Genomic DNA, 18098 nt, shown 5'->3' on the forward strand with positions numbered 1-18098 from the left:
ACATCTATTACATCCGATAACATAAATATTCCAATTTTTGCCAAACTGGTCTATGATACCCAAAAGAATTGTCTACAATTCTTTGATTGCAAATCATTTGCAACGGTCAGAAGAAAAAACAGAAAAAAGGAACAAAGAGATGTTAGAAGCCTATCGCAAAGCCGCCGCCGAGCGCGCTGCCCTCGGTATCCCACCCCTCCCTTTGAACGCGCAGCAAACCGCCGATTTGGTTGAGCTGCTGAAAAACCCGCCCGCAGGCGAAGGCGAGTTCTTGGTCGAACTGCTTGCCCACCGTGTTCCGCCCGGTGTGGACGATGCCGCCAAAGTCAAAGCTTCATTCCTGGCTGCCGTTGCCGAAGGCAGCGCATCCAGCCCGTTGGTTTCCCCCGAATATGCGACCGAACTTTTAGGTACGATGCTCGGCGGTTACAATATTCACGCCTTAATCGAACTCTTGGACGACGACAAACTCGCGCCTATCGCTGCCAAAGGTTTGAAACATACGCTTCTGATGTTCGATTCTTTCCACGATGTTCAGGAAAAAGCCGAAAAAGGCAACAAATACGCGCAGGAAGTTTTGCAATCTTGGGCAGATGCCGAATGGTTTACTTCACGCGCCAAGGTTCCCGAAAAAATCACCGTTACCGTCTTCAAAGTTGACGGCGAAACCAATACAGACGACCTCTCTCCCGCGCCCGACGCATGGAGCCGTCCTGATATTCCGCTGCACGCGCTGGCAATGCTGAAAAACCCGCGCGATGGCATCAATCCGGATAAACCGGGCGAAGTTGGTCCGATTAAACTGCTGGAAGAACTCAAAGCCAAAGGTCATCCCGTTGCCTACGTCGGCGATGTGGTCGGTACCGGTTCTTCTCGTAAATCCGCGACCAACTCCGTCATTTGGCATACCGGCGAAGACATCCCGTTCGTACCGAACAAACGCTTCGGCGGCGTATGCTTGGGCGGCAAAATTGCGCCGATTTTCTTCAATACTCAAGAAGATTCCGGTGCATTGCCGATTGAAGTCGATGTTTCCGCGCTGAAAATGGGCGATGTCGTCGATATTCTGCCTTATGAAGGCAAAATCGTGAAAAACGGCGAAACCGTTGCCGAGTTCAGCCTGAAATCCCAAGTATTACTAGACGAAGTGCAAGCCGGCGGCCGTATCAACCTGATTATCGGTCGAGGTCTGACCGCCAAAGCGCGCGAAGCCTTGAAACTGCCTGCTTCCACCGAATTCCGCCTACCTCAAGCACCTGCCGAAAGCAAAGCCGGTTTCACGTTGGCACAAAAAATGGTCGGTCGCGCCTGCGGTCTGCCGGAAGGACAAGGCGTACGCCCGGGTACTTACTGCGAACCGCGCATGACGACGGTCGGCTCGCAAGACACTACCGGCCCGATGACCCGCGACGAGTTGAAAGACCTCGCCTGCCTGGGCTTCTCCGCCGACATGGTAATGCAGTCTTTCTGTCACACTGCCGCTTATCCAAAACCTGTCGATGTCAGAACCCATAAAGAACTGCCCGCCTTTATTTCTACCCGTGGCGGCGTGGCTCTTCGTCCGGGCGACGGCGTGATCCACTCATGGCTCAACCGCTTGCTGCTGCCCGATACAGTCGGTACCGGCGGCGACAGCCACACCCGTTTCCCTATCGGTATTTCTTTCCCTGCCGGTTCCGGCTTGGTTGCTTTCGCAGCAGCCACCGGCGTGATGCCGCTCGATATGCCTGAGTCCGTACTGGTACGCTTCAGCGGCAAGCTGCAACCGGGCGTAACCCTGCGCGACTTGGTGAACGCCATTCCGCTTTACGCGATTAAACAAGGTTTGCTCACCGTTGCCAAAGCCGGTAAGAAAAACATCTTCTCCGGCCGTATCCTCGAAATCGAAGGCCTGCCTGATTTGAAAGTGGAACAAGCCTTTGAATTGACTGACGCGTCTGCTGAGCGCTCTGCCGCCGGCTGTACCGTGAAGCTCAACAAAGAGCCGATTATTGAATACATGAAATCCAACGTCGTGTTGATGAAAAACATGATTGCCGACGGCTATCAAGACCCGCGCACTTTGGAACGCCGCATCAAAGCCATGGAAGCATGGCTGGCGAACCCAGAGCTGCTTGAAGCGGATAAAGATGCCGAATACGCCGCCGTGATTGAAATCAACATGGACGACATCAAAGAGCCGATTATCGCCTGCCCGAACGACCCGGACGACGTATGCTTCATGTCCGAACGTTCCGGCACCAAAATCGACGAAGTATTCATCGGTTCATGCATGACCAACATCGGTCACTTCCGTGCCGCTTCCAAACTCTTGGAAGGCAAGAGCGATATTCCCGTCCGCTTGTGGGTAGCGCCGCCGACCAAAATGGATGCGAAAGAGTTGTCCGACGAAGGCCACTACGGCGTACTCGGTCGCGCCGGCGCGCGTATGGAAATGCCGGGTTGTTCGCTGTGTATGGGTAACCAAGCCCAAGTACACGAAGGCGCAACCGTCATGTCCACCTCTACCCGCAACTTCCCGAACCGCTTGGGTAAAAACACCTTCGTTTACCTCGGCTCGGCAGAATTGGCGGCGATTTGCTCCAAACTGGGTAAAATCCCGACCGTTGAAGAATACCAAGCCAACATCGGTATCATCAACGAACAGGGCGACCAAATCTACCGCTACATGAACTTCAACGAAATCGACAGCTACAACGAAGTAGCCGAGACCGTGAATGTTTAACAAGTAGGTAAAGCAGTTTCAGACGACCCCTTCAATGTTTAAATCCATGAGGTCGTCTGAAAATAAAAAAAACAGAACAGTTTTCGCTGTTCTGTTTTTTGTTTTCAAGTCAATCACCATATTCCCTACTACCGGATATATCTCCTACCCGCTGATAATCCCGTTCACACCTGCTGCCGCTGCCAAACGATACAATATTTCCTGAGGCATATCATTGTGCCACAGACGGGTAATATTGGCGATAACCGGAAGACGGCACACTTTCCTAACCCGAACGATGGCATCGACATCCAAACGGTAGGCATGTTCCGGCTCAAAACTGAGTGTCCCAGCTTCACCGAGCACAATGTGGCTGTTGCCGCGCAAAGCGATATGTTCTGCCGCCACCAACCAATCATCAACACGATGATGCTTGTCTTTACACAACACTACCGGCGTATTCAGACGACCTACCTCATCCAAAAGCGTCCGATTGGTCATCATACTGCCACCCAAATACAAAATATCTGCACCGGCAGACAAGGCATCATCTATCTGGCGAACATCACGGATACGGACAATGACGGGCTTGCCTGTTTTCTGCAAATCAGAAATTTCCCGAACAATCGCCCGAACCTGTAAGTTTTCACGCTGCTCGTCCACTTTTTCATAAGGGCGTGCAGGAAGGTAAAACGGATCGACAAATACCGCATCCGCCCCTTCCGCCCTATCCGTATCGGCAGTAATATCCAACCGCTTCGCTCCGCCGAATATCACACCCCGTACAACAATCCTGCTGTCTTCCTCGTCCGCCTCTCGGCTGATAATTTTCCAATCGTTCAATACCCGGACAACGCGTTCCACATCGGGCAGACGTTCCAATTCATTTGGACGGAACACCCGCTCATCACCAACCGCACCGATAATCGTCCGCTCCTCCCCCCGAGAGATATGCTCTTTCAACCCCTTATTACGGATAAACCCGATTACTCCCTCTATCGACTCCTGAGAAGCATTCTTACCCATCACAATAATCATCATATATCTCCTGAAACAGACGACAATATTAGCACACTACCGCTTTCAGACGACCTGCCCGCCACAAGCTCTACCACTCATACCTTACATTTACCCTTAATCCCCTATCCGCACTATCCCAAATGTCATGTGTTATACTTTCAGCCATGTTATCTTATTGCCTTTACGCATGAAAAATCCTCTGCTTAATTCAGGAAAATTTTGGCTGAAATCAGCTGTAACTGCAGTTATATTACTCGTTTGCACCGCAGCCGCCCTGTATGCATCGGTTTATGCACTATTTCCCCTCGAACGAATCGAAGCTTCCGTACAAAACGCCTTCAGCGGAACGGGGCGGAATATCCGCTTCAGCAGCGACATCCGCCGAAGCTGGTTTCCCCGTCCTACCGTTACCCTAAAAAACGTTACCATTACCCAACCTCAAAGCAACCAAACTGCCTTACATATCAAAGAGACCCATATCGGTTTGGGCTGGAGCAGCCTGTGGAACGATTACCCGGTCATCGAAAAATGGGTTATTACAGGTGCAGATGCCGTGTTATCGCGCACCGATGACGGCAAATGGAACCTGCAAGACCTGTTACATCCTTCCCACCCTACTTCTTTAAACCGTTTGATTATAGAAAACAGCTCTCTGCATATGAACATCGCAGGGCAAACACATATTATCGACAATTTTTATCTAAACATCCGCAACAACGGCGCTGACGGCCTTCCCTTCAAAATCAGCGGCAGCCTGCGCCGCCCAAATCAACCTATCCGATGGCAGGGTAGCGGCGTGCTCAATGCCTCTGAAACCGGTTGGAGCATTCCCAATTTACTTTGGGAAGCATCTATTGCTGAAAAAGAAAGCAAACTGTCCGTTGATGGAAGCGGTACATGGACATGGTCGTCTGAAAACGACTCCCTACAAGCAGACAATCTCAGCCTGCGCACGGATAATCCTGCCCAAAATTTTCACCTGACCGCGCAAATTCCCCGTTTATCCCTTAAAAACCACGTATTGAATATCCCATCACTCAATGGTGCATTTACAGCAGGCAAGCCGGAAAGCCAATGGAACGGCTCGTTCAAACTCGACAAAGCAAGCATCCGTACCAGCGTTGCCACATTGGATAACTTTGAATTCAACGCCAGCCACAAAAATACCGCACATCAGACCAATTTAACCCTGACAGGCCCTCTGCTGTGGCAGCAAAACAAAGGATTGCAATCATCTTCAATCAATCTGACCACATTGCAGGACACGGTCAACCGCCTACCCAATCCTCGCTTTATCAGCCAATTAACCGGCTCATTCAACTGGAACGGCAAAGAAAACTGGCAAGGGGATTTCAAAGGCACATTCGACCGCCAACCCCTTGCTCTTGTCTTCAAATATCAACCAACGGAAGAACAAACGCCTCTTTTAGAAGCAGGGATTGCCCTGCAAAAACTCTCATTGCTCCCCTATTGGGATGATATACAGGCAAACTCCGGATCAGGCTACCCTGCAATCCTCAACAACGGCCCAATCCCAAGAATTGATGCCAGCATCAAAATCGGCAATGTCCAAATACCCGGCCTGCAACTGGACAATATTGAAACCCTGCTGAATGCCGACAAAGAGCACATCGCCCTAAGCCATTTTAAAGCAGGCCTCTACGGAGGTCAGACAGAAGGCGGTATAAGTATGGCAAACACAACTCCGCCTACCTACCACCTCCAACAAGATGCCCAAAACGTACAAATCCGACCATTGTTGCAAGATTTGTTCGGTTTCCACAGTTTCAGCGGCAACGGAGATGCCGTCATCGATTTGACAGCACGGGGCGACAATCGTAAGCAACTCATCCAATCCCTACAAGGGATGCTGACCCTCAATATTTTGGATGGGGTTTGGAACGGTATCGATATAAACCATATCCTCAAAAACGGCATTTCCGCACAACACCCCGGCGGCGAGCATGCCCAAACCCCTTTCAACCGCTTTACCCTCAATAGCGAAATCGACAAGGGCATCAGCCACCACATCAATACCGAATTGTTTTCCGAACATTTGCACATAGTCAGCAACGGCTACACCGATCTGAATACGCAAGAACTATCCGAGGATCTGCTTATCCGCAACACACTCAATCCTTCAGCCAAGCCCATACCGCTCAAAATACGGGGCAATGTCGCCAACCCGTCCGTTACACTCGACTACAACCGTATTACACACGGCCTAAACAATCCTAAAGAAAAACAAAAGGCATTGGAACAAACATTGCGCGAGCAATGGCACTGGCTCAATCCGGAACGAAAACAATCGGATAAATAGAAAAGGTCGTCTGAAAATCCAATCATGGTTTTCAGACGACCTTTCAGCATCTTCGCTAATCCGTTTTATTCAAACGGGCGCACTTCCAAACCGAACATACGGCGGGCGGTGTTCAGCATTTGGCAGCTGAAGCCCCACTCGTTGTCGTACCAAGCGAACACTTTGACCATGTTGCCGTCGATAACTTTGGTCAGCGTTGCGTCAAAGGTACTGGCTTGGGTGGTATGGTTGAAGTCCATAGACACCAGCGGCAGCGTGTTGTAGCTCAATACGCCTTTCAGACGACCTTCTTCCGCAGCGGCTTTCATCAGCGCGTTGATTTCTTCGACGCTGGTATCGCGTGCGGCTTGGAAGCTCAAATCGACGACGGAAACATTGACGGTCGGCACGCGGATGGCGAGGCCGTCGAGTTTACCTTTCAGTTCAGGCAATACCAAACCGACGGCTTTTGCCGCGCCGGTTTTAGTCGGAATCATGTTTTCCACACCGCTGCGGGCGCGGCGCAAATCTTTATGGCGCACATCGGTAACGGTTTGGTCGTTGGTCAAAGCGTGGATGGTGGTCATCACGCCTTTGACGATGCCGATGTTTTCGTTCAGCACTTTGGCAACGGGAGAGAGGCAGTTGGTGGTGCAGGACGCGTTGGAGACGACAGTCATGTCGTCGGTAATCACATCATCGTTCACGCCGTAAACGACCGTTGCGTCAACGTCGGCTTCGCCCGGCGCGGAAATCAGCACTTTTTTCGCGCCGCTTTCCAAATGCACGTTGGCTTTGGATTTGCTGGTAAACGCGCCCGTACATTCCATGACCAAATCAACTTCCAAATCCTTCCATGGCAGTTCGGCGGGGTTGCGGGTGGAGAAAAATGGGATTTTGCGACCGTTAATGATGAGATGGGTTGCATCGTGGGAAATGTCGGCATTAAAGCGACCGTGAACAGTATCAAATTTGGTCAGATGGGCGTTGGTTTCGAGGCTGCCGCTGGCGTTGACGGCGACAACTTCAAGTTGGTCTTGCAGGTTGTAATCGTAAATAGCACGTAATACTTGGCGGCCGATGCGGCCATATCCGTTAATGGCGACTTTAATGCCCATGGTTTTTCCTCTGTTACGGTTGGATAAAGGTTTGCGACCCGAATTATAACAAAAATGTAGTTTGATGTAATTAATGTTTTATCAATCCAGTTACATCTTTCCCATCAACCGTTTTCAGACGACCCATTGGGTAATTTTATGAAACACTGCATCAAAACAAAGTATCATCCCCTTCTTTCACTCCGACCGTCAAAAAATGAAACGTCTGCCATCACGCATCAAATCACTATCCTTATCTTTTTTACAGGCGGTAGTCATTTTCGCCATATTATCGGCCGTTGCCGATTGGTGGCGCAAACCCGAACCGCCCGTACAAATGTCGTCTGAACCGCTGTACCTACTTTCAGGAGAAACGCTGACACCTGCCTTACTTAGCGCAAACCGTACCGCCGTCCTCTATGTATGGGGAGACTGGTGCCATATCTGCGCCTATACTTCACCTACCGTTTCCCGGCTTGCCGAAGACGGCATTCCTGTTGTCGGTATTGCCCTGCACTCCGGTGCGGATGAGCATATCCGTACCTATATGTCAGAAAAACATCTTGATTTTCCTACGGTCAACGACAACGACGGACGCTTGGCTCAAAAATGGAAAGTCTCCGTTACCCCGAGCATTATCCTGATTAAAAACGGAAAAATGGTTCACTTCACCTCAGGAATCAGCACTTATTGGGGTCTGCGCGCCAGAATTTTTATTTCCGATCTATTCTATTGATGCTGCCTTGCTAGATTCCTTAAAATATAAAGAACTTGAATCCCGTGTAGCACATGACGCTATCGAGTAAATATTCATTTATTGAAAAAATAAACTACCCTTATCATGGCAAGTGATGATTTTGTTGAGATTATGTCAAAAATAGACTAATATACAAACATAAGAAAATACGGAACATTACTATCAAAACAAACTTACGGAATGTTATCTGATTTTTGGTTCGATACTTTTGCTCCCACGCATTCGCCGCTTTCACAGGGCTCTTATAATGACAATACAGCCTTTACAAATCTGCCTCACGCTTCAAAGGTTTGTTTATCGGTAACAACGGAGACCCCTCATGCCCAACCAATCCAAACATGCTTCCATTAACATCGGTCTGATTCAAGCGCGGGAAGCGTTAATGACCCAATTTCGTCCTATTCTGAACCAAGCCAATATCACCGACCAGCAATGGCGAATCATCCGCCTGCTTGCCGAAAACGGCACATTGGACTTTCAAGACCTTGCCAATCAGGCATGTATCCTGCGCCCCAGCCTGACCGGCATTTTGACCCGCTTGGAAAAAGCAGGCCTTGTCGTACGCCTAAAGCCGTCCAACGACCAACGCCGCGTCTATTTAAAGCTGACAAACGAAGGCGAAAAACTTTTCGAATCCATCGGCGCGCAAGTGGACGAACGTTACGACGCCATCGAACAAGTGCTTTCCAAAGAAAAAATGCTCGAACTCAAAGAGCTGCTGACGGCGCTGTCGAAAATCGAACAGCACCTGAAATAAAAAGCACGACGAATGACAGATTCGGCACACACACTCAAGCATCCGTTCAGGGATGCCATGGCATCCTGCGCCGCAGGCGTACACGTCATCACGACTGATGGAGAATCCGGCCGTTACGGTATTACCATGACTGCCGTTACCCCCGTCACCGACGAACCGCCGACCATTATGCTCTGCATCAACCGGAAGTCGGCAATCATTCCGATTCTTCAGACTAACCGCGACTTGTGCATCAATACCCTGTCCGAAAGCCAACAGGACATCGCAGAACACTTTGCCGGCCTGACCGGGCTTTCCCCTGAAGAACGCTTTGCCTACCATATTTGGAACAGGGGCGAAACTGGGCAACTCGAAGTCGAAGGCGCACTGGCGCATCTGCACGGACGTATCGTTTCACGACACGAAATCGGGACGCATTTTATCTTTTACGTCGAAATCAACGAAATCAAAAATTCCGGCACACACCCCCCGGCTTTATTGTATTTCCGACGGCAATTCAAATCATTGGAATAAAGCTCCCCAAGCTCGCAAGGTCGTCTGAAACCTTCAAATTTCATTTTCAGACGACCTTGAGCCAGCCTCCCCAATCCCGACAGACTGCCCATCATTTCATTATCCAAACTTATCCATATCCCCCATGAAAGCAATGATACTTGCCGCAGGACGCGGCGAACGGATGCGCCCGCTGACCGACCATACCCCAAAACCCCTGCTGCAAGTCGGCAGCGAACCCTTAATCGGCTGGCACTTACGTCGTCTGAAAACCGCAGGCTTCACTGAAATCGTCATCAATCACGCCTGGCTCGGCGAACAAATCGAAACCACGCTCGGCGACGGCTCGCAATACGGCGTACGCATCGCCTATTCCCCTGAAAAAGCAGGCGGCTTGGAAACCGCAGGCGGCATTGCCACTGCCCTACCCCTACTTGGTGACGCACCATTCCTCGTTGTCAATGGCGACGTGCTAACCGACATCGACTTTTCCAAAGCCCGACAGGCCGCCGAAGCATTGACGCATTCAGACAAACTCGCCTGCCTATGGCTGGTTGACAACCCACCACACAATCCTGATGGAGACTTCGCCCTACTTGCCAACGGTCTAGCCTCTTCAGACAAATCAGCAGGCGAAGCCTTGACTTTCAGCGGCGTAGGCGTTTACCGATTCGAACTCTTCCGCGATACACCGCCGCACCAGCCGGCCAAACTTGCCCCCCTCCTGCGCCAAGCAATGAACGAAGGAAAAGTTGATGCGCAAAAACACAACGGTCTTTGGTTGGATGTCGGAACGGTAGAGCGGCTGAACGAAGCAACCCAAATCGTACAAAACTGGTAATCCTTCATCATGATTTCAAAATAAAAAGGTCGTCTGAAACCCGTTTCCAAGTTTTCAGACGACCTTTTATTGTCCTTTATCTTTTATAGTGGATTAAATTTAAATCAGGACAAGGCGACGAAGCCGCAGACAGTACAGATAGTACGGCAAGGCGAGGCAACGCCGTACTGGTTTAAAGTTAATCCACTATATCAACCGCTTTCTGTCTTGCCTTGACCCACCCGTTTGCCATCATCAGGCACAACCCCGACCAAATCAAACCATAGCTGATTAAAGCCCCGGGCTGCAAAGGCTCGCCCAAAAACGTTACCGATACGGCAAACAGCAAAACAGGCTCCAAATAACTCATCATGCCGAAGACAGCGACCGGCAATAATTGATTTGCCTTCAGGTTCAAATGCATGGCTACCGCGCTGTTTATCCCCAGCAATACCACCAACCCCGCCAATACGGGCATATCGGCAATCAAACCTAACGTATCCGTAAAAAATACGATATACACCAGCGCGCACGGCGCAATCACCATCAAATCCAACGTCAGCCCGACCAAAGGCGGCACGCCCAACCTTCGCCGCAGCAGGTAATACACAGGATAAGTGCCGAACACCCACACCGTCGCCCACGAAAACGCACCCATCCGCAGCCATTCCCACGCCACGCCGGCACACGCCAGCATGACCGCCGCCGTTTGCAGGCGGTTGAGGCGTTCTTTAAACCAAATCCGCCCGCACAACATCATAGCCAGCGGAAACAGAAAATAGCCCATCGCCACATTCACACCCTCCCCGTTGACGGGCGACCAAACAAACAGCCACAACTGGCTCGCAAAAACAGGGGTGGGCAGGAAAATCAACAGCCAGCGTTTCCAATCCCAGCCGACGCCGCGTATAAATCTGTCTGCCGCCTGCCAGCCGCCCACCATCCCCATCAGGACGAACAAAGCCACCAGCATCGCCACCATACGCCAAGCGAAGACTTCCGTCCCCGTCATCGGCTTCATCCAAATTCCGTATAAAAACAACACAACAAACAAAATATTGGACAACGCCGCCGCAATCAGACCTTTCGACAAATCCGTCATTTCAGACGACCTTACGCAACGAATAAAAGGTGTATTGTAGAATACCCTTATAGGAACTTCCCGTATTTATCTTGTTCTCGTATTTTATTTTTTAGTTTTGAAATATATTTTTCTGCTTAAACAAACCGACAGCGGAATATCACACCCCCAAACCTAAAGGTCGTCTGAAATCCGGTTTCCCGTTTTCAGACGACCTTTTTCCAAGATAACGTTTAAGCGTTCAGCAAACTTTCATCCAGCGTCAGCTCTTCGTTTTTATTCACCGCCACTTTGCGCGTCAGGACGTTTTGCGCGATTTCCTGCGCTTCGGCGAGCGAGTGCATCAGATAGGTGCCGCATTGGTATTCGTTCAACTCGGGGATTTTGCTTTGGTCTTTGACATTGACCACATCCTGCATCGAAGCGAGCCATGCATCGGCGACCTGCTGCTCGTCGGGCGTGCCGATGAGGCTCATGTAGAAACCAGTGCGGCAGCCCATCGGGGAAATGTCGATGATTTCGACGCCGTTGCCGTTCAAGTGGTCGCGCATAAAGCCTGCGAACAAATGCTCCAGCGTATGGATGCCTTTTTCGGACAGGATTTCTTTGTTGGGAACGCAAAAGCGCAGGTCGAATACGGTAATGGTGTCGCCTTTGGGCGTGGTCATGGTTTTCGCCACACGCACGGCGGGGGCGTGCATACGGGTGTGGTCGACTTTGAAACTGTCTAACAGGGGCATTGGGTTATCCTTTTGAGTAAATGTTTTGGGTGTGAGATGGGCTTCTGAGTCCGATCACAATTCGGCAATTTCCACCGCTTCGCCCGAAGCCGCGCTCAGGGCTTCGTTCAAAACATCGTAGAAATCGCGGCTGTCGCGCGTTGCCAGCCATTTGCCGTTTTGCTCGGCGAAATGGTAGCCGCCGCTTTTTGCGGCAATCCACAATTCTTGGTTTGGCGTGTGGCGGTTGACGATGATTTGCGTGCCGTCTGCCGCTTCGATGGTCAGGACGTTTCCGGCAAACTGGCAGTCGAAATCCCAGCCGTTTTCGTCGATTTGGTCTTCGATGTGTTCGAACAATTCTTCGCTCATGCGGATGAATTCGCTTTCGGTCATCATGGCTTTTTGTGTGTTTTTTGTTTAAGATACCGAATCTTGCCACATTCGCGCTTATGAAGGAAGTTTACCGATGAAATACAGCGTATTTTTTGCGGCGGCAACCGCCCTCCTGCTTTCAGCCTGCGGTTACAAAGGCGACCTATACCTGCCCAAAGAAGGCGACAAGGCGCGTTTCGGCGTGGTCCAAACCGGCCTGAAAATCCATTCTTCCAAAGAACCTACCAATCAAACCAACGATTAAGCCTCACCAACATGACCCTGCATTGCGAACAAGTCCCCTACTCCCGCCTTGCCGAAGAATTCGGCACACCGCTTTATGTGTACAGCCAATCCGCGCTAACCGAAGCATTTGAAAACTACCAAACCGCGTTTGCCGCGCTTTCCCCGCTCGTCTGCTACGCCGTCAAGGCCAACGGCAATCTGAGCATCATCAAACACTTCGCCTCGCTGGGCAGCGGTTTCGACATCGTCTCCGGTGGCGAATTGGCGCGCGTTTTGGCGGCGGGCGGCGACGCGGCGAAAACCATATTTTCAGGCGTGGGCAAAAGTGAAGCGGAAATCGAGTTCGCGCTTCATGCCGGCGTGAAATGCTTCAATATGGAAAGCATCCCCGAAATCGACCGCATTCAAAAGGTTGCCGAACGCTTGGGCAAAACCGCCCCCGTCTCCCTGCGCGTCAACCCCGATGTCGATGCCAAAACCCATCCCTACATCTCCACAGGCCTGAAAGCCAACAAATTCGGCATCGCCTACGCCGACGCGCTCGAAGCCTACCGCCACGCCGCCCGCCAAAGCCACCTCAAAATCATCGGCATCGACTGCCACATCGGTTCGCAACTGACCGACCTCAGCCCGCTCATCGAAGCCTGCGGGCGCATTTTGATTTTGATCGACCGATTGGCGGATGAAGGCATCGTTTTGGAACACTTAGACTTAGGCGGCGGCGTCGGCATCGTTTATCAAGACGAAACCGTCCCCGATTTAGGCGCGTATGCCCAAGCGGTTCGAAAACTGATCGGCACACGTCGTCTGAAACTCATCCTCGAACCGGGCCGCAGCTTGGTCGGCAACGCAGGCTCTTTGCTGGCGCGTGTCGAGTTCGTCAAACACGGCGAAGAGAAAAACTTCGTCATGGTCGATGCCGCCATGAACGACCTCATGCGCCCCGCCCTGTATGACGCGTACCACCGTATCGAAGCGGTGGAACCAAAAAACATCCCGCCGCTGACCGCCGACATCGTCGGCCCGATTTGCGAAACCGGCGACTTCCTCGGCAAAGACCGCACCCTTGCCTGCGAAGAAGGCGATTTGCTGATCATCCGCAGCGCAGGGGCATACGGTGCCAGCATGGCAAGCAATTACAACGCGCGCAACCGGGCGGCGGAAGTCTTGGTGGACGGCAACGAATACCGGCTTATCCGCCGACGCGAAACCTTAGAACAGCAAATGGCAAACGAAATGGCTTGTTTGTAACATTCCGTCCGTTTTCAGACGACCTGTCCCATACTTTGAGAATACTTCATGAAAATCATCGATACCACCCTACCCGACGTCAAACTTTTAGAACCCCAAGTCTTCGGCGACGCGCGAGGTTTCTTCATGGAAACCTTCCGCGACGAATGGTTTAAGGCCAACGTCTGCGACCGCACCTTCGTACAGGAAAACCATTCCAAATCAGGCAAAGGCGTATTGCGCGGCCTGCATTACCAAACCGAAAACACACAAGGCAAACTCGTGCGCGTCGTTGTCGGCGAAGTGTTTGACGTTGCTGTCGATATGCGCAAAGACTCGCCTACTTTCGGCAAATGGGCGGGTGAAATCCTGTCGGCGGAAAACAAACGCCAGCTTTGGGTACCCGAAGGTTTCGCACACGGCTTTTACGTTTTGAGCGATGAAGCCGAATTCGTTTACAAATGCACGGATTATTACAACCCGAAAGCCGAACATTCGCTGATTTGGAACGACCCGACCGTCGGCATCGAATGGCCGTTGCAAGGCGAACCCAACCTGTCGCACAAAGACTTGGCGGGTAAAATTTTGGCTGAGGCAGTCACGTTCTAAATTACCATTGTCAAATCCGTCAAAAATGCAAGGTCGTCTGAAAACTTGAAATAAGGTTTTCAGACGACCTCTTTCCGTTACGGCAACCTTATCCCTTCCCCCGTCCGGCGGCGGAAGGTTAGGATGCGGGTGGCTTGCGGATATACGGCATAAAGGGCAAGAGCCACCCTCTCCCGCCGGAAGGGAGGGGGGCAGGTTACTGAATGCCGCCGTTACTGCTTTTTAGTGTCGTATTGAAGCGATAATGGATTTATAGTTTCGGAATACAAAAAGGTCGTCTGAAAAGCTCGAAACAAAGTTTTCAGACGACCTCCTTACCAATCCTTACACTTTACGGCATAATGGCGGATTGTTTTTCCGAGGAGAATTTCATGTCCGTCAAAACCCCGTCCAAAACCCCGTCGCTTTTCGGCGGCGCCATGATTATCGCCGGTACGGTTATCGGCGCAGGTATGCTTGCCAACCCGACCGCCACCTCCGGCGTCTGGTTTACAGGCTCGCTGATTGTGTTGCTTTACACTTGGTTTTCCATGCTCTCCAGCGGTCTGATGATCCTTGAAGTCAATACCCACTATCCTCACGGCGCCAGCTTCGACACCATGGTCAAAGACCTGCTCGGACCGATTTGGAACGCCATCAACGGCATTGCCGTCGCCTTCGTTTTATACCTGCTCACCTATGCCTATATCTTCGTCGGCGGCGACTTGACCGCCAAAGGCCTAGGCAGCGCGGTTGGAAGCGAAATTTCGCTCACCGTCGGACAACTCGTTTTCTTCGGCATCCTCGCCTTTTGCGTGTGGGCGTCGGCACGATTGGTCGACCGCTTCACCAGCGTCCTCATCGGCGGCATGGTGCTGACTTTCATCTGGGCGACCGGCGGACTGATTGCCGATGCCAAACTGCCCATCCTCTTCGACACCCAAGCCCCCGCAGGCACCAGCTACTGGATTTACGTCGCCACCGCCCTGCCCGTCTGCCTCGCATCCTTTGGCTTCCACGGCAACGTCTCCAGCCTGCTCAAATACTTTAAAGGCGATGCGCCCAAAGTGGCGAAATCCATCTGGGCAGGTACACTGATTGCGCTCGTGATTTACGTCCTGTGGCAAATCGCCATCCAAGGCAACTTGCCGCGCAGCGAGTTCGCCCCCGTGATTGCCGCCGAAGGACAAGTCTCCGTCCTCATCGAAACACTGTCCAAATTCGCCCAAACCGGCAGCATGGACAAAGTGTTGACCCTCTTCTCCTACATGGCGATTGCCACTTCCTTCCTCGGCGTAACGCTCGGCCTCTTTGATTACATCGCCGACATCTTCAAATGGAACGACAGCGTGTCCGGCCGCACCAAAACCGCCGCCCTCACCTTCCTGCCGCCCCTGATTTTCTGTCTGTTGTATCCAACAGGCTTCGTTACCGCCATCGGCTACGTCGGTCTGGCGGCAACCATTTGGACCGGCATCATCCCCGCCATGCTGCTCTACCATTCGCGCCAAAAATTCGGTGCAGGCAAAAACTACAAGATTTACGGCGGATTCGGACTGATGGTTTGGGTTTTCCTCTTCGGCGTCGTCAACATCGCCGCGCAGGTATTGAGCCAGCTCGAACTCGTCCCCGTGTTCAAAGGCTGACAACCACCCGAACTGATCAAAAAAGGTCGTCTGAAACTCCATCAAAGGTTTTTTTCAGACGACCTTTTCTATATTTCGCATAGACAGTATCAGTCCCTTAAAAATCCATTGCATTTTCGCTCAATCCATTAACATTTAACCTTGTTGGAAACACAGTTTGTTTGTTAGTATTAAGCCCAGTGCCGTTACGTCCGCATCACGGCGGCGACGGAGAACCTCCATACAGAAAGGACACACATCATGGCTAAATTATTGGTCGTTCCGGTATCTGCCGGTTTGGACGCCACTGCCGCAAGCAAAGCCTTTGCCGCAGCCTTGGGCGCGCAAGTTTTCCAACCGCTCGACGCATCCGCCGAAACCCTGTTGGCACAAGGCAAAAGCGACGACTGGTTTGACGCTGTGGTCGGCAAAGCCGTCGCACTCAATACTGACAAACTCGTTATCGAAGGTATCGCCCCCGATGCGGACAAACTCTTCCTGTCCGGCAAAAACGTCGAGCTGGCACTGTCTTTGGATGCGGGCGTAGTCTTGGCATTGCAATCTGACAATGCCGATGCAGCCGAAGTGGCACACCGAATCAACCTTGCCAAACAGCTTTACACCAACGCACCGGGTCTTCTGGAAGGCTTCATTATCGAAGGCGCGGCAGCATCCGTAGGCGAAGAAGTCGCCCGCCTGACCGGACTGGCGTTCTACGGCTCAAGCAGCGCGCTCAAAGACGTATCTGCTTTGGCAAAACGCGAAGCCTCCCGCCTTTCTCCCGCCCAATTCCGTTACAACCTGATTGATTTTGCCCGCAAAGCCGATATGCGCATCGTCCTGCCTGAAGGCGCAGAACCGCGCACCGTCGCCGCAGCCGCCATCTGCCACGAAAAAGGCATCGCCCGCTGCGTCCTGCTTGCCAAACGCGAAGAAGTTGAAGCCGTTGCCAAAGAACGCGGCATCAACCTGCCTGACTCTTTGGAAATCGTCGATCCTGCTACATTGGTCGAGCAATACGTAGAGCCGATGTGTGAATTGCGCAAATCCAAAGGTCTGACCCCTGAAGACGCCCGCAAACAACTGCAAGACACCGTTGTCCTCGGCACCATGATGATGGCGCAAAACGACGTGGACGGCTTGGTATCCGGTGCCGTTCATACGACCGCCAACACCATCCGCCCAGCCTTACAGCTGATTAAAACCGCACCGGGAGCAAGCCTCGTGTCCAGCGTATTCTTCATGCTGCTGCCTAATCAAGTCCTCGTCTTCGGCGACTGCGCGGTCAACCCGAATCCGACGCCCGAACAGCTTGCCGATATCGCCATCCAATCCGCCGATACCGCAAAAGCCTTCGGTATCCCGCCTAAAGTTGCCATGATTTCTTACTCCACCATCAACTCAGGCAGCGGCCCTGATGTCGATGCCGTGATTGAAGCGACCAAACTGGCGAAAGAAAAACGCCCGGACTTGGAAATTGATGGCCCGCTGCAATACGATGCGGCTACCGTGCCTGAAATCGGCAAAACTAAAGCACCTGAAAGCACTGTCGCCGGTCAGGCAGCCGTCCTGATTTTCCCGAACCTCAACACCGGCAACTGTACTTACAAAGCCGTACAACGCAGCGCCAACGTCCTGAGCGTCGGTCCGTTGTTGCAAGGTTTGCGCAAACCGGTCAACGACCTCTCCCGCGGCGCATTGGTAGAAGACATCGTCTTCACCATCGCTCTGACAGCGGTTCAGGCAAAACAAATGGCTGGCTGATTACTTGAGTCTTTGAAGTAAACAAAGGTCGTCTGAAAATCCTAAAATAAGGTTTTCAGACGACCTTTTTGATTGACGGAATACAGACAAGCTGAGACCTTTGCAATAACATAGGTTACTAAAATTTTATGCTCAATCTCATTTTCAAAATGCAAAACCTTTCTGATTTTTCCTACTTTTTGCTCAATATTAGGAAGGTTTTAGTCAATTGAAGATTTTTTGGCGCATTTTTATGCGTCAAATTTCGTTAACAGACTATTTTTGCAAAGGTCTCAAGCTGAGATCTTTGTACAATTTCGGCGTAAGTAACAAAATGGAGGCTATTTCGGAGAACATTCTCCCTAAGTAACAAAATGGAGGCTGAGCCTAAGATTTAATTGAGAAATAATCCTTAATGAACCTAATCTTATTCTCCCTACTCATGCCGTGATGACACGCTAAAAGTCGTTTCATGTCCGAGAATGTGCCGTCAAGCAGATTGGTCGTATTCGGGATGTTTAAATCAGGATATTGCTCAAACACAA

General features: G+C 51.4%; 16 protein-coding genes. 11 read left to right on the forward strand and 5 right to left on the reverse strand.

Annotated elements, in window-relative coordinates:
* Positions 1–139: 139 nt before the first annotated feature.
* Complete coding sequence (gene acnB, locus DBY90_RS10225) at positions 140–2725, forward strand: bifunctional aconitate hydratase 2/2-methylisocitrate dehydratase (RefSeq protein WP_070492611.1); 2586 nt, start codon at positions 140–142, stop codon at positions 2723–2725.
* A 144-nt stretch (positions 2726–2869) separates the two neighbouring features.
* Here the strand turns inward: acnB and DBY90_RS10230 are convergent, their stop codons facing one another.
* On the reverse strand, positions 2870–3742 hold the full coding sequence (locus tag DBY90_RS10230) for a chorismate mutase (protein ID WP_070492657.1): 873 nt from the start codon (positions 3740–3742) through the stop codon (positions 2870–2872).
* Positions 3743–3911: 169 nt separating this feature from the next.
* Between DBY90_RS10230 and DBY90_RS10235 the strand changes: the two genes are divergently transcribed.
* Positions 3912–6044, forward strand: a complete 2133-nt coding sequence (locus tag DBY90_RS10235; protein ID WP_199904711.1) for an AsmA family protein — start codon at positions 3912–3914, stop codon at positions 6042–6044.
* 65 nt (positions 6045–6109) lie between these two features.
* Here DBY90_RS10235 and gap read toward each other — a convergent pair whose 3' ends face one another.
* Positions 6110–7141: a type I glyceraldehyde-3-phosphate dehydrogenase gene (gene gap, locus DBY90_RS10240; RefSeq protein ID WP_003743523.1), complete on the reverse strand. Its 1032-nt coding sequence runs from the start codon at positions 7139–7141 to the stop codon at positions 6110–6112.
* A gap of 196 nt (positions 7142–7337) precedes the next feature.
* Between gap and DBY90_RS10245 the strand changes: the two genes are divergently transcribed.
* From DBY90_RS10245 to murU, 4 genes are all read left to right on the forward strand, one after another.
* Positions 7338–7856 (forward strand): protein disulfide oxidoreductase, encoded by a 519-nt coding sequence (locus DBY90_RS10245; RefSeq protein WP_003743525.1) that lies wholly within the window; start codon positions 7338–7340, stop codon positions 7854–7856.
* Between the two features lie 340 nt (positions 7857–8196).
* The gene (gene hpaR, locus DBY90_RS10250; RefSeq protein WP_003743527.1) at positions 8197–8634 is read left to right on the forward strand and encodes a homoprotocatechuate degradation operon regulator HpaR; all 438 of its coding nucleotides are present in this window, start codon (positions 8197–8199) and stop codon (positions 8632–8634) included.
* A 12-nt stretch (positions 8635–8646) separates the two neighbouring features.
* Complete coding sequence (gene hpaC, locus DBY90_RS10255) at positions 8647–9147, forward strand: 4-hydroxyphenylacetate 3-monooxygenase, reductase component (RefSeq protein WP_003743529.1); 501 nt, start codon at positions 8647–8649, stop codon at positions 9145–9147.
* Positions 9148–9271: 124 nt separating this feature from the next.
* Complete coding sequence (gene murU / locus DBY90_RS10260) at positions 9272–9967, forward strand: N-acetylmuramate alpha-1-phosphate uridylyltransferase MurU (RefSeq protein WP_003743532.1); 696 nt, start codon at positions 9272–9274, stop codon at positions 9965–9967.
* 178 nt (positions 9968–10145) lie between these two features.
* Here murU and rarD read toward each other — a convergent pair whose 3' ends face one another.
* The 3 genes from rarD to cyaY form a co-directional block, all read right to left on the reverse strand.
* Positions 10146–11048, reverse strand: a complete 903-nt coding sequence (gene rarD, locus DBY90_RS10270) for an EamA family transporter RarD (RefSeq protein ID WP_070493278.1) — start codon at positions 11046–11048, stop codon at positions 10146–10148.
* Positions 11049–11260: 212 nt separating this feature from the next.
* The gene (luxS, locus tag DBY90_RS10275) at positions 11261–11767 is read right to left on the reverse strand and encodes an S-ribosylhomocysteine lyase (RefSeq protein WP_003745039.1); all 507 of its coding nucleotides are present in this window, start codon (positions 11765–11767) and stop codon (positions 11261–11263) included.
* 54 nt (positions 11768–11821) lie between these two features.
* Positions 11822–12145 (reverse strand): iron donor protein CyaY, encoded by a 324-nt coding sequence (gene cyaY, locus DBY90_RS10280; protein ID WP_070459616.1) that lies wholly within the window; start codon positions 12143–12145, stop codon positions 11822–11824.
* A gap of 70 nt (positions 12146–12215) precedes the next feature.
* On the opposite strand from cyaY, the gene lptM reads away from it, so the two are divergent.
* The 5 genes from lptM (at position 12216) to pta (ending at position 17574) form a co-directional block, all read left to right on the forward strand.
* Positions 12216–12386 carry an LPS translocon maturation chaperone LptM gene (lptM, locus tag DBY90_RS10285; protein ID WP_003779494.1) on the forward strand — a complete coding sequence of 57 codons (171 nt, stop codon included), beginning with the start codon at positions 12216–12218 and terminating at the stop codon, positions 12384–12386.
* Positions 12387–12397: 11 nt separating this feature from the next.
* Positions 12398–13618 (forward strand): diaminopimelate decarboxylase, encoded by a 1221-nt coding sequence (lysA, locus tag DBY90_RS10290; protein ID WP_070493275.1) that lies wholly within the window; start codon positions 12398–12400, stop codon positions 13616–13618.
* Between the two features lie 48 nt (positions 13619–13666).
* On the forward strand, positions 13667–14206 hold the full coding sequence (gene rfbC / locus DBY90_RS10295; protein ID WP_070493272.1) for a dTDP-4-dehydrorhamnose 3,5-epimerase: 540 nt from the start codon (positions 13667–13669) through the stop codon (positions 14204–14206).
* Between the two features lie 371 nt (positions 14207–14577).
* On the forward strand, positions 14578–15831 hold the full coding sequence (locus tag DBY90_RS10300) for an aromatic amino acid transporter (RefSeq protein WP_070493269.1): 1254 nt from the start codon (positions 14578–14580) through the stop codon (positions 15829–15831).
* Between the two features lie 240 nt (positions 15832–16071).
* On the forward strand, positions 16072–17574 hold the full coding sequence (gene pta / locus DBY90_RS10305) for a phosphate acetyltransferase (RefSeq protein WP_070493266.1): 1503 nt from the start codon (positions 16072–16074) through the stop codon (positions 17572–17574).
* Positions 17575–18098 lie beyond the last annotated feature (524 nt).

This window comes from Neisseria mucosa (assembly GCF_003044445.1).
Lineage (GTDB): Bacteria > Pseudomonadota > Gammaproteobacteria > Burkholderiales > Neisseriaceae > Neisseria > Neisseria mucosa_A.

What these genes read in the sequence shown, in the direction of transcription:
- murU (WP_003743532.1), top strand. Translation starts at nt 9,272, where the DNA reads ATGAAAGCAATGATACTTGCCGCAGGACGCGGCGAACGGATGCGCCCG.
- cyaY (WP_070459616.1), bottom strand. Translation starts at nt 12,145, where the DNA reads ATGATGACCGAAAGCGAATTCATCCGCATGAGCGAAGAATTGTTCGAA.
- DBY90_RS10230 (WP_070492657.1), bottom strand. Translation starts at nt 3,742, where the DNA reads ATGATTATTGTGATGGGTAAGAATGCTTCTCAGGAGTCGATAGAGGGA.
- lptM (WP_003779494.1), top strand. Translation starts at nt 12,216, where the DNA reads ATGAAATACAGCGTATTTTTTGCGGCGGCAACCGCCCTCCTGCTTTCA.
- hpaC (WP_003743529.1), top strand. Translation starts at nt 8,647, where the DNA reads ATGACAGATTCGGCACACACACTCAAGCATCCGTTCAGGGATGCCATG.
- DBY90_RS10245 (WP_003743525.1), top strand. Translation starts at nt 7,338, where the DNA reads ATGAAACGTCTGCCATCACGCATCAAATCACTATCCTTATCTTTTTTA.
- pta (WP_070493266.1), top strand. Translation starts at nt 16,072, where the DNA reads ATGGCTAAATTATTGGTCGTTCCGGTATCTGCCGGTTTGGACGCCACT.
- rfbC (WP_070493272.1), top strand. Translation starts at nt 13,667, where the DNA reads ATGAAAATCATCGATACCACCCTACCCGACGTCAAACTTTTAGAACCC.
- acnB (WP_070492611.1), top strand. Translation starts at nt 140, where the DNA reads ATGTTAGAAGCCTATCGCAAAGCCGCCGCCGAGCGCGCTGCCCTCGGT.
- rarD (WP_070493278.1), bottom strand. Translation starts at nt 11,048, where the DNA reads ATGACGGATTTGTCGAAAGGTCTGATTGCGGCGGCGTTGTCCAATATT.
- luxS (WP_003745039.1), bottom strand. Translation starts at nt 11,767, where the DNA reads ATGCCCCTGTTAGACAGTTTCAAAGTCGACCACACCCGTATGCACGCC.
- lysA (WP_070493275.1), top strand. Translation starts at nt 12,398, where the DNA reads ATGACCCTGCATTGCGAACAAGTCCCCTACTCCCGCCTTGCCGAAGAA.
- DBY90_RS10235 (WP_199904711.1), top strand. Translation starts at nt 3,912, where the DNA reads ATGAAAAATCCTCTGCTTAATTCAGGAAAATTTTGGCTGAAATCAGCT.
- hpaR (WP_003743527.1), top strand. Translation starts at nt 8,197, where the DNA reads ATGCCCAACCAATCCAAACATGCTTCCATTAACATCGGTCTGATTCAA.
- gap (WP_003743523.1), bottom strand. Translation starts at nt 7,141, where the DNA reads ATGGGCATTAAAGTCGCCATTAACGGATATGGCCGCATCGGCCGCCAA.
- DBY90_RS10300 (WP_070493269.1), top strand. Translation starts at nt 14,578, where the DNA reads ATGTCCGTCAAAACCCCGTCCAAAACCCCGTCGCTTTTCGGCGGCGCC.